The organism is Clostridiales bacterium, assembly GCA_014799665.1.
Lineage (GTDB): Bacteria > Bacillota > Clostridia > Christensenellales > Pumilibacteraceae > Anaerocaecibacter.
In genome coordinates, this window is record JAAVHP010000012.1 from 1 (window position 1) to 13419 (window position 13419).

General features: G+C 51.8%; 2 protein-coding genes. Both read left to right on the forward strand.

Annotation, left to right across the window (positions count from 1 at the left end; genetic code table 11):
• The first annotated feature begins 147 nt into the window (after positions 1 to 147).
• A complete protein-coding gene (locus HDT28_05045) occupies positions 148 to 3492 on the forward strand; it encodes a transglutaminase domain-containing protein (GenBank protein ID MBD5131941.1) in 3345 nt (1114 codons plus the stop codon).
• A gap of 47 nt (positions 3493 to 3539) precedes the next feature.
• Entirely contained in the window at positions 3540 to 13286 is a 9747-nt protein-coding gene (locus tag HDT28_05050; protein ID MBD5131942.1) for a transglutaminase domain-containing protein, read from the forward strand.
• The last annotated feature ends 133 nt before the right edge of the window (positions 13287 to 13419 follow it).

Below are 13419 nucleotides of genomic sequence, written 5' to 3' on the forward strand. Positions count from 1 at the left end.
AACCCGATATACGTGAAGAACGCGGCGGAAGGGTACTGCAATTATTTGGACGAGCTGTTCGGCGAGGACAAGATGACAATGTGTAAAGACGTTATGCGGAGATACGCGAACAGTAATTAAAAATTAAAGATAAATCAAGGAGAAATCGTGGCTAAGCAAAAAGCACAAACAATCAAAAAATCGAAAACGGTATTTATCGTCGGTATGCTGACGGTAGGTATTGTAGTGCTTCTTGCTGTGTATTTTATCCTTATCGCAACGGGAGTGATCACTGCTGCGCCTAACCGCTTGACTATTGCAACGGCGGGATTGTCCGTCGAGTACGACGGCAAGGAGCATTCCATCGACGAGTGGTGGATAGAGGGCGGCGAGCTCAAAGCCGAGCATGAGCTTTCTCTTACCGTCACGGGTTCGCGGACGGAAGCGGGCGTAAGCAAAAATACCGTCGAATACAAAATCACCGACGGGAGCGGCTATGACGTTACCGATACGTACGACGTAGAGCTCAACCTCGGCGATATAGAGGTCTTGCCGCGCGGAATAGTGGTTTCGTCCGCTTCTGCCGAAAAGAAGTACGACGGCACGCCGCTTAAAAGTGACGAGTGCAAGATCGAGCGTGGCACGCTCGTGACTGGTCACGAGATACAGTATTTCGTGACGGGCACGCTAACCGCTTCCGGCAAGATTGAAAACAAGTTCACGGCGCTCGTGTTCGACGGGAATAAAAACGTTTCGGCGAACTACGAGTTCGAGTACCTGTACGGTATTCTTCACGTAGTGGGCGAGCTTATAGAAATTTCCACGCCGTCGGCGCAAAAGGTGTACGACGGCACGCCGCTCACCAAGAACGGCTATTCGATGACGAGCGGACACGCGATAGACGGCGATAGCTATACCGTTACCGTCACGGGTTCGCAGACCGAAGTCGGCTCGACCGATAACGTCGCGGTCTTTAAGGCGATTGACACAAGCGGACGGGACGTGACCGCCAAGTACGAGGTAATCTTCACGTTCGGGCAGCTCACGGTTACGCCTATAATTATCAGGATAGAAACGCGGTCGGATTACAAGGTTTACGACGGCAAGCCGCTCACCGCGGACGGGTGGCGCGTGGTTTGCGACGAGACGATCGCGGGCGATATTTGGCTTGCTTCGGGTAAGTCATATAAATATCTCGATCTTACCGTAACGGCGACGGTCGCGGGCGAGCGCACGCTTTACGGCAACGCCGATAACGAAGCGGTGTTCGTCACCGCATCGCGAAACGGCGAAGACGCGAGCGATTACGTGGAGTTCGAGTACAGTCTGGGCACGCTCACCGTGCTTCCGCGCCCCGTTACGATTTCGTCGGGTAGTAAGAGTAAGCAGTTTGACGGCGAGCCGCTCACCTTCGACAGCTGGGAAGTCTTAAAAGCCGTTTACGGCATTGCCGACGGGCAGACCGTGTACGTAACGGTGTCAGGTACTATAACGTATGTAGGCACTGCGCCCAATACGATCGCTGAGGTCGTTATCTTCGATAAGGACGGGCGCGACGTGACTAATTGTTATTCTATCAAGCTTCAAGAAGGTCAACTCGTCGTGTACGGCAACGGTCAGCCCGAGGGCGGCAACGGTCAGCCTGAAGGTCAGGGCGTAGGCTCGGACGATGAGAGGGGCGAAGGTCAAGGCGGCGATGACGGCGACGAAAACGGGTCGAGCGGCGATCTCAGCGACAGCGGAAGTCTTAGCGGGAGCAGCGGCGACGACGAGGAAAATATCCTCGCTATGCGTGTTTTCACCGATAAGAGCACGCGCATGTATTTGCGGTACACGAGTTTTGGCGATTACAATTACAGCGGGTTCAACCCTGCCGAGGACTACTCGGGCTATCTTCTTCAAACTCTTGACGAAATGACGGGAAAAGTTCGCAGCACTTTCGGCATGAACTATCTGTCCGGCTATATGCTGTGGTCGGCGGGCAAGACGTATAACAGCGCGACGATCGAGCGGGTCAATACCTCGCAGTATTATCTTCCGTACTACCAGACCATGGACGAATTGATCTGCACGGCGCAAAACAGCGACGTCAAGTACGTAGGCGACGGCAATACGTACAAGGTCAATTATTACGCTTACGACTACGCGGCAGATCTCGGTGTTTCGCTTAACGGCGCGAACCTCGGTCGGTACGCCGCTGTCGAAAAGAATTACCGTAAATTCGTTTACAATAAGTATACTTCCGTACCTGCCGATACGCTCGAATACCTCAATACGATAATCGACGCGCAGGGCTTTTCGACGCTAAGCGGCGGCGCGCTCGTGTCGGCTGTTGCAAGCTACGTGCAGTCGGCGGCGGCGTACAGCCTCGAATACGATAAAGCGCTTGACAAAGAGTCCGACGTGGTCGTGGCTTTCCTTAGCGATTATAAGCAGGGCGTATGTCGGCACTACTCGGCGGCGGCTACGCTGCTTTACCGTGCGCTTGGCATTCCCGCGCGGTACTGTGTGGGCTATACCGTTCAAACCTCCGCTAACGAGTGGACCGAGGTTTGGACAAAGGACTGCGCGCACGCGTGGGTAGAGGTGTATATCGACGGCAAGGGCTGGTATCAGGTGGAAGTTACGGGCGGAAGCAGTGCGGGCGGCAACCCCGTTATCGGCGACCCCGACAGTGACGCGAGGATCACTATTAAGCCGTTCGACCGCTATCTCGATAACAAGGACTTTATTAAGAGCGGCAAGAGCTCGTTTACTTACGAGGGCGACAGGCTTCAAGGTCTTACCTCGTTCGAGGACGCGGGCTATTCGTATAAATTTACCGTGCAGGGCGCGGCGACCGAGGTGGGCGTTACGCAAACGCGCATTACGGCGTTCAGCCTGTTCGATCAAAACGGCCGCGACGTGACGAATGAATACTGTATTTCGTTAAAGCCCGGCAAGCTTCAAATCTATCTCGAAGAAATCACCGTTTCCACCGCCGATAGGAGCAAGGTGTACGACGGTACGCCGCTACTTCCCGACAAGACCGATTACTCTATGACGGGTAAGATTTTGAGCGGGCATAAGATAGACACCGCACTCATGCCGAGCGCGCAGCGAAACGTAGGAAGCAGCGCGAACGTTTGCACTCTTATCATCATCGACGAGAACGGGAATAACGTTACCGATTACTACAAGATAACGGACGACTTCGGAACGCTCACCGTCACGCCGCGCGCGATCGTCATTAAAACGGGTTCGGCTGTCGGCTATCTCGACGAGCTCGACGGTCCGCTTACCTGCGACGAGTTCGAGGTGTTTTGCGAGATGGACGGCGAAGCTGTTCAAGCCATAGTCGGCGGCGACGAGATATTCCTGTCGTTCGGCGGCGCTCAAAGCACGATAGGTCAGAGCATGAATACTGTCGACGGCGTGTTTATCACTGCGCCCGACGGGTCGAGCGCAGTGCATAACTACGCGATAACTTACGAGTACGGGAAGCTTACTGTTCTTCCGTTTAGATTAGATTAAGGAGGTTAGAGAAACGCATAATGCGGTACGCCGATTATAATAAAAAAATGGCTAGGCTCGCTAAGTTTTTGCGAGTTGTCAAGCGGTTCAGAGCGCTCATTATCATTTGCGCCGTGTTGTTGTTCGGCACGGTCGCGGCGCTGCTATCCACGCGCGGCTTGGTGTATGACAGCGTTTCATGCCCTGCCGAAATAGTTTACGGCACCGAGCTTCCTTACAAGGCTTCGGCGTTTATGAGCGGCGTTAAGTACGAGTACCGCGCCGACGGAGATACCGAGTGGTCGGGTGATATGCCGACGGCGGCGGGTAAGTATTACGTTCGCGCGGTGAGCAAGCGCATAAACGGCGCGCCCTCGTACGGCAAGGAATACCCGTTCGCTATTTTGCAAAAGGCGATAGATATTTCGGTTTCGGGCGTGCTCGTTTACGGCGACACGCCGAGCATAATTGCCGAGCTCGCCGAGGGCGATACAGCCGTTTGCACAGACTTTGAGTACACCGCCGTTTCGCTCGAAAGCAGCGATATAACCCCCGTTCTTAAAGCGGTCACGATCACCAACGCCGCGGGCGAGGACGTGACGAATTCGTATAAGCTCAACGCCGTTAAGCGTACCGTAACGTTCGCTAAACGCGATATTAAAATAAGCGTAGAGAGCGCGACTCGCGAGTACGACGGCACGCCGCTTATGCTCCACGAGTGGGAGATAGCGGACGGCTCGCTCGCCGCGAACGACGAGGTGGTCGCTTCGTTCTCTGCGGAAGTGACTTTGCCCGGCGCGGTGAACAATGCGCCCGAGATCATGATACTTCACGACGGCGAAACCGACGTTACAATCAACTATAATATCACCGTCGATACGGGGCTTCTTACCGTATTAAAACGCAGGATAAACGTTACCACAGAGGACTGCTCGCGCGAGTACGACGGCACGCCGCTAAGTCACCCCGTGTTCGCGTTAGACGCCGCTACGCCGCTTGTAGAGGGCGACAGCGCGTTGGTTACCGAAAGCGCGACCATAACCGAGGTGGGAAGCGCCTCTAATAAGCTTGCGTTCGAGATAGTGGACGGCGACGGAAATATTGCTTCCGATTACTATGAATTGTCGGTCGTTTACGGCACGCTTAAAATCGTTCCGCGCCCGATAACCGTCAAAACGAGCGATGCCCGAAAGACCTACGACGGCACGCCGCTCTATAACGAAAAGTTCGAAGTGACGGGCGGTTCGCTTCTTGACGGGCACTCCGTAAAGGTATCGGGTCGCGTCGAAATGACGGACGCGGGCAGTACCGATAACGCGTTGCAGGTTTCGGTCGAGGGCGACGGCAAAGACTATTCGAGCTGTTACGCCGTGACCTATGATTACGGCACGCTTACCGTCGATAAGCGCGCTCTCACCGTTACGGCGGGCGACTGCGAAAAGGTATACGACGGCACGCCGCTTGTAAACATGAACGGCAATAACTATACCGTTACGGCGGGCGGCTCGAATAGCGGGCTCATTAGCGGTCACGCAATTTCCGCAGCTAGCTTCAAAGGCTCGATTACCGATAAAGGCAGAGCGCAAGTAAATTCTATTACTTCTGTCACCGTCAAGGCGGGCGATAAGGACGTAACGAACAACTACGAGATAGAAAAGGTCGCGGGCTGGCTTACCGTCACGCCGCGCCCGATAACGGTCGAAACGCTATCGCATACTTTCGTCTACAACGGGTACGCGCAGTTTGACGTGAGCTACAAGGTAACGAGCGAGCTTAAACCCGTTTCGGGGCATACCCTCAAAGCCAAGGACGGGTATACCACCGTCACCAACGTAAGCGACAGCGGAACGCTCAACGAGGTAGAGTTCGAGGTCGCGGGAACGAGCGGCGATAACTACGTAATAACGGTTAATGCGGTAGGCGTACTCACCGTCACCGCGCGCGAGATAGCTGTTGTAGCGGGCGACTGCCAAAAGGTGTACGACGGCGCTCCGCTCACTAATACCGACGACACTAACTTTATATATACCGATTACGACTACGGCGAAAGTGGCGGGCTTGTTTCGGGTCACTCTATATCGGTGACCTTCGCCGGTTCACTTACCGAAGTGGGCAAAGAGAAAATCAACGAGATAGCTTCGGTCACGATAACGGCGGGCGAAAAGGACGTAACGGCTAACTACGATATAACCACCGTTTCGGGCTGGCTCGAAGTTACGAAACGCACGGTGTATATAACTACCGACAGCGACACCTTCGCCTACGACGGCGATTCGCATTATTGCGATACCTATAAAGTGACCGCGCCGAGCGAAGCCGACAAAACGGGACTTGTTCTCGATCACGCGCTTAAAGTCAAGTCGAAAACGACCGTGACAGATGCAACCGAAAAGCCGATTGAAAATGTTTTGACGTTCACCGTTGAGGACGGCGACGGCTTAGATAATACTGCAAACTATAAATTCGAGATCACTTGCGGAACTCTTACCGTCAAAAAACGTACGGTGGTATTTACCGCGGGCAGCGGCGAAAAGGTGTACGACGGATATCCGCTTTCTTCTGCGAGCGATATAGTGTCAGAGCCATTAATCGGCGGATATTCTGTCGGTGCGGGCGGCGTGCTCAATCTCATTTATGACCTCATAGACGGGCATACTTACACTTACACGTATAAAGAACAGTCGATTATTCGCGTATCGAAAGTTACTAACGAATTAGATGAGATAACGATTTACGACGGCGCGGGTAAGGACGTTACGCGCAACTATATTATAACGAAGCGTTACGGCACGCTTGAAATAACCAAGCGTGAAATCAAGGTGTACACGCCAGACTATGAGTTCGTTTATAACGGCGGAAGTTGCACTATGCTGGTCGTTAACTTTTTGAACGGTTACTCGCTTGCTGAGACCGACAAGTTCCGTTATGACCAATATTCTCAAATAACAGACGTAGGGAGTACGGCTAATATCGTAAAAGTCAGCGTATTGCATAATTCTTTGACTCCCGACGACGTTACCGATTGCTATGATATAGTTTTCGAAAGTTACGGCACGCTTACTGTCAAAGCACGACCGATAACTATTAAGCCTAAGGATAAAACGGCGGAGTATAATGGGGAATTTATTCATTGGTACGACGGCTATGAATATACCGAATTCAATCGTGTCGATCGCGTAGGTTTGATATCCGGACACGTAATTGCCGATATAAACGTTACGCTCAGCGATGATCCCGATTATCCGCCGCTCGACGCAGGCGAGTATAAGCATAAGATCAACAGCGTAAACATTTACGATAAAAACGGTAAGCTCGTTACCAAAAACTACGATATCACTTACGAGTACAGCACGCTAACGGTAACTCCGCGGAAGATCACCGTTACGACGGCTTCTAAGTCTTGGGTTTACGACGGAGAGGAGCATTCTTACCACGCCGCTCATGCCGATAACATTGTAGAAGGTCAGGACTACGATATATACTATCGCTACGGTACGGGCGTTATAACCGACGTAGGAACGGTTAAGAACGAATTTAACAGTATATTCATTTATCAATATATCGGCGGCGTGAAGACGGACGTAACCCATAACTACGAAGTTGAATGGGTGTTCGGCGATTTGACGGTCACGCCCCGCCCGATAATCGTTTCGGTCAAAGACGATCTTACAAAAGTTTACGACGGTGACCCGCTCAAAAACACCGACGGGGATAACTTTACTTATACGCCGTTCGACAAAGATAAAGAAATCGGGCTTGTAGTCGGGCAAGTTATTACCGCCAAGTTCTCAGGCGAGATCACGAACGTGGGAACAGGCGTAAACGAAATTTCTTCGGTCACGATCACGGCGGAAATCGACGGCGAAGAGAAGGACGTCACGGCTAACTATGAAATAACCAAGGTTAGCGGTGCGCTCGAAGTTACGAAGCGGTACGTAAAGATCAGAACGGCAACCAATTCGTGGGTATACGACGGAGAGCCGCATTACGATACGGACTGGGATTACATAGAAGCGGAATATCTTCCCGATGATATTGCTAACGACAACGTGCTCGTGGAAGGTCACGACTTGGTCGCTCTTTCGTGGACAAAAATAAAAGAAGTCAGTGAAGGCAACCCAGCTAACCTTGTAAAATATAAGGTAGTAGGCATCGACGGCAAAGACGAAACCGATAATTACAATCTTGAAGTAGCTACTGGCAATCTCAGAATTACGCGGCGCTATATAATGGTCGTTCCCAACAGCCATACGTGGGTTTACGACGGTGAGACGCATTACGATTTCGGGTGGAGATATTTTACCAGAGCCGACAGGCCTAGTATAAGTGACGCCATGTTTGAAAAATACTCGAATACTCTTTTGGACGGGGATGAGATACGGTATCGTTACTATGACTATGATGGCGACGGAACCGTGCGTGCCGGCGATACGATAACGAACGTAGGACGCAAACGCAATTACTGTTCGTATTACGTCTATTATGCTAACACCGACGTAAGAAACTATAATTATTATATTGCCTCTTATGCTAAGGATGCCTATCTCGAAATAACCCCGCGCCCGATAGAGATCGTAAGCGGGTCTAAGAGCTGGACTTACGACGGCGAGATGCATCGGCACCTTGAATTTGAGTTTGCCGAGGGTTCGCTCCTGCCTGTGCTCGATCATAAGATAACGGCAATAGACGGCGTGGCGGTTCAAAACGTTATGCGTGACGAGGACGGTAACGTTATAGGCACGCGTAATCTCCTTAACCTTCAATTGTCGGGCACCGACGCGGACATAAATAACTATGATATAAAAATCGTAGAATTCGGCGAGCTTAAAATACTGCCGCCGACTATAACAATTCATTCGCACGGCAAGGCCGCGCTGTATTACGATACCGATCTTTTCGATAAAGACTTCGATTTGTTCGCAAGCGGAGTCGATAACGCAATATTGAGCGCGGTAAAGGAAGCAATTAAGGTTGACGGATGGACTATTATTCGTGACGCTCAGCGCGATAATGACGGTAACGTTATAGGCGTTCCCAACGTTTTGGAATTCGACTTGTCCGCCGAAATTCTTAAAAATTTCGACTTCGAATACGAGTGGGGCGAGCTAAAAATAATTCCGCGACTCTTACCCCTTATTTCTGAGTCCGATACCTTCGAATACGACGGCAATTCGCACGGAAAATTCGAAGCCAAAATTCGAGGCGATCTACAGTATCTTGTTCCGGGACAACCGGTATCGTATGTGGGGTGGAATGAATTTACAGTAGTAGGCGAATACGATAACGTGTTTACCGCAATCGTTCTGGACGCCGACGGTGTTGACAAAACGCATAATTACAATATCCAATATACTTACGGCAAGATCACTATCACGCCGAGAGCGATCACGGTCGGGGCGGTCAATGAGCTTCAAACCAAGGTGTACGACGGCACGCCGATAGAGTGCGCCGAGTACAGTCTTGCTTTCGGCAGTCTTGCGGACGGCGACAGCCTTACTCCGAAATATAATACTGTTAAGTGGGCAACGACCGCGCCCGTAGCGTTCGGCATTCAAAGCGTGGTATTATTAAACGAGTTCGGCGAGAACGTTACCGATTGTTACGAAATAACGATAAGCGGCGTTGGCAGTGCGCACGTAACGCCCCGACCGCTTACTATAAAAACGGGTAGCGGCGTTTGGACGTACACAGGCGAAATTCATTTTACGGACGAATATTCGATAGAAGAAGGTACGCTCCCGCTTTGGCACTACGTTATTGTCAAAGACTATACGTGTATAACGGAAGTAGGCACAACGCCTAACGTTCTTGGTATTTCGATAATGTTCGATGATACCGAATGGGTCGACGTTACCGAATGCTTCGATATTACCCAAGAACACGGCACTCTCGAAGTTGTCGCGGAAAAGAAGATCATATACGTCACGCTCGACGGCGACAACAAGGAGTATGACGGCACGCCGCTTTTCGCGCCGAAAACCTATTCCATTGTTTATCCCAACGGCGTGGACGGAAGCGGATATACCTTTACAATCGAGATTTCGGGCTCGCAAACGAACGTGGGTTCGACTTCCGTCAAGTACGGCGAGTATTCGCTGAAAGATGAATCGGGTAACGATACTACCGATAACTACGCTTTTAATATAAAGGTGGGGCGGCTCGTTGTCACGGCGCGTACCGTTACGCTCGCGACGGACAGCGATCAAAAGAAGTACGACGGCACGCCGCTCAAAAACGAAGCGTTATCGGTCGTTGGCGGACTTATTTCGGGGCATGAAGTCGCGCTCGTTACACCCGCGTCGATCACGGACGTCGGAAGTATTAGTAACGTTCACACCGTTAAGATCATGTCGGGCGAAAGGGACGTTACGAGCAATTATAACGTTGTTTGGAACAGCGGCACGCTCACCGTCACGCCGCGCATTATCTACGTAACTACGCCCGATAACAGTAAGACCTACGACGGCACGCCGCTTTCCGATACTCGCGTTACGGTTACGGGCGACGGGTTTATCGGCGGGCATAAGCTTTATGCGACGGCGATCGCGGCGATAACGCACGTAGGTACTGTCGATAACGAAATAGCTTACGAAGTGCGCGATATAAACGGCGTCAACAAAACGGACAACTACGATATTATTTCGACTTGTGGCACGCTCGAAATTACGAAACGTGCCGTAACAATCGAAACGGCTTCTAATACTTGGGTTTACGACGGCACGGCGAAATTCGATTACGGTTATACCGTAAGGGGCGGAAGCTTTGCGAACGGCGAAACGCTTAACGTTACCGCCGCCACCGAGATAGTGAACGTCGGCACGGTCGATAATCAATTTATTACTTGCGGCATACTGTGCGAGGACGGCTCGGCGGGGTACTTGACCGATTACGATATTACGTTCGTGCGTGGTACGCTCACCGTTACGCAGCGACCTATCGGCATTATTGCGGGAAGCCACGAAAAGGCGTACGACGGCACGCCGCTTACGCCGAGCGGAAGTTATACCTTTGCGGACGGGTTCGGCGAGTTCGGGCTTGTCGAGGGACACAGCGTGGAAGTTTCGTTCGCGGATAACAGCATAACTGTTCCCGGCGAGGTTGATAACGTTATTAGCTCTGTCGTCATTAAAGACGGCGACGGCAACGACGTGACGGGTAACTACTATATCGAAACATACGACGGTAAGCTTACCGTATTCAGGCGGCGTATCAAGGTTCAGGCGGCTTCGGCGGAAAAGGTGTACGACGGCACGCCGCTCACCGCTACCGGCTTCGGCGGGTTCGTTTGCGTTGACGTAGATAACGAAAACTATTTCGATCTTGTCGAAGGGCATATATCGTACGCCGATTGCGACGGGTCGCGGACTTTCGTCGGCTCGTCGATAAACGCGCTTGCAACTGGCTCGGTCAGGGTGTATTTAAAGCAAGACAATATGTACTTTGCTTACGTTACCGATTACTATATTATCGAGTTCAGCGACAAGGACGGTGTTCTTACAGTTACGGGCGAACAGCTCATCATCACCACCGCGACGGACGAGTTTACCTACAACGGCGACGAGCATTTTAACCCGACCTTTACCGTAACGGGGCTTAAAGACGGCGACAGCATAGAGAGCTTGGGCATAACCGTTACCGAATACGTTTCCGTTAAAAACGTTTTGCGCGACGATGACGGCAACGTTATAGGCTACGAGAACGTGCTGAAATTCTATCTTACGGAAGCCACCAAGAAGTATGACATAGGCATTGAGTATGGCACGCTTACGGTCAATCCCGCAGTGATTAAAATAATCACTGCCGACGGCAAGTGGTGGTACGACGGCGAGGAACACTCCAACCCGTCGTTCAAGGCGGAAGGGGAGCTTCCCGATGATCACAATATAGTTGTCGACGCTTACGCTACGATAACTGATCCCGGCAGGGTGAAAAATTCGCTTTTGCTTTCGGTCATTATCGGGCGTGATCCGTCCGCTTTGGTTACGGGTAATTTCGAGTTTGAGTTCACCTACGGCACGCTTGTGGTGGAAATCAACGGCGAGGGCGGCGGCGAGCCGTTCATGTGGGTGTACGGCGAGAAGAACGGTACGGTGTACCTGCGCCAGCAAAGCCATAACAAGTACGTGAGCGGCACGGACTGGACCGATTCGAGCGGCGTTAGGTACGGCGAGTATATCGAGTACGGTGGTAAAAGCTATTCGGTAAACTATCTTGCGAGCTTGCTTTTGGACGCGGCGAATGCGGCTAAGACCACTGTCGATATCAGGGCGCTGTCGAGCGGGCTTTACGCCGTGCCGAACTATAAAACACTCGACGGCAATCACGTTCAGTCAAGCGATATTATCTGCGAGCCGAACGACGGCGACATAACGCTTGTCGACGATCTGTATACCTGGTCGGCGCAATACTATTCGTACAACGTGCGTTCCGACGGCGGGGCGAAGCTTAAAGCCGCTTCCTTGCCCGCAGAGTACGCCGAGATAGAGCGCGCTTACCGCGAGTACGTTTACCTTAACGGGGTTGGGTATTTGGCGGTCGACGACAAAACGCGCGAGTTCCTTAACGGCGTTATAAGGGCACAGGGCTTCGATCCCGCCGATCCCGAAATTATCAATAAGGTAGCTTCGTATATCCAAAAATCCGCCGAGTATAGCTTCGATTACGATCCCATAGTGGACGTCGACGAGGACGGCACGGTAATAGCGTTCCTCGATAAATACAAGCAGGGCGTTTGCCGTCATTACGCTACGGCGGCAACCATGCTGTTTAGAACGCTCGGTATGCCCGCGCGCTACGTGGAAGGCATTATGACTTCCGTAAAGGCGGGCGAGTGGGTGGAAGTCACTATAGGTCACGCCTGGGTTGAGGTGTATATCGACGGCGTGGGCTGGGTGAGCGTTGAGGTCACGGGCAACATGAGTGGCGGCGGCAACGGCGGTGGAAACGGCGAAGAAGGCGGTGGCGACGGCGACGACAAACCCGTTATTTCGATCAAGCCCGTCGACGTTGTCGAGGAATACAAGGGGTGCGTAGTCAAGGCGATAAACAAGGTCGAGGACTGCGATACCGAGGCGCAAAACGTAGTTAGACTCAGCGACCTTCTCGCTATGAATTACACTTACGAGTGCAGGGTGGACGGCGAGCAGTACGGCATTGGTATATCCAATAGCAATATCGTTTGGTTTACGCTGTACGACGAGAACGGCGTGGACGTTACCGATAACTACAAGATAGAAAAGCATGAGGGCGAGATCGAGGTCGTTTCGGCGCTTATAACGGTTGTTTTCGGCAACCACAGCAAGCAGTACGACGGTACGCCATTGACTATCACCGAGCTTATTCCCGGCTATGCGTATTTCGTCAAATATAAGCCTGCGGGCGTAGAAACCGTAACTATCGATTACGATAAGTACGAGGGCATAACCACGGGCTCGATCGACGGCAAGGAGCTTGCGGAGATATTCGTCGAGCGCGGATATATCCATATCAATAACGACGAGCTGGACGCTAAAAATTATAAGATCGTTTTCGAGGACACGAGCCTTTCCGTTGAGAAGATCAAGCTTACCGTTTCGACCCCGTCGGTAGTTAAGCCGTACGACGGCAAGCCGATAGAGTTCCCCGCTACCACGACGAGCGGCAACCTTATTTCGGGGCACAAGCTTGTTATCGAGTATAATAAGTTCATCGACATAACGGACGGCACAGTCATGAACAAACCCAAGAACGTCAGGATAGTCGACGGCGACGGCAACGACGTTACCGAGCTCTATGACATAGAAGTCGTTTACGGCTCTGTCGAGATCACGGGTTAGCTGATTAGGTAGTATTTGCGTGGCACCCTTGCGGCGGTTCGCCTAGATCCCCCGACTGCGCTCGGGATGATGCAAGTTAAAGATTGCCTTTCGGTAATATCGTTACAAAAGGCAAAGTAATATTACCGTTCAA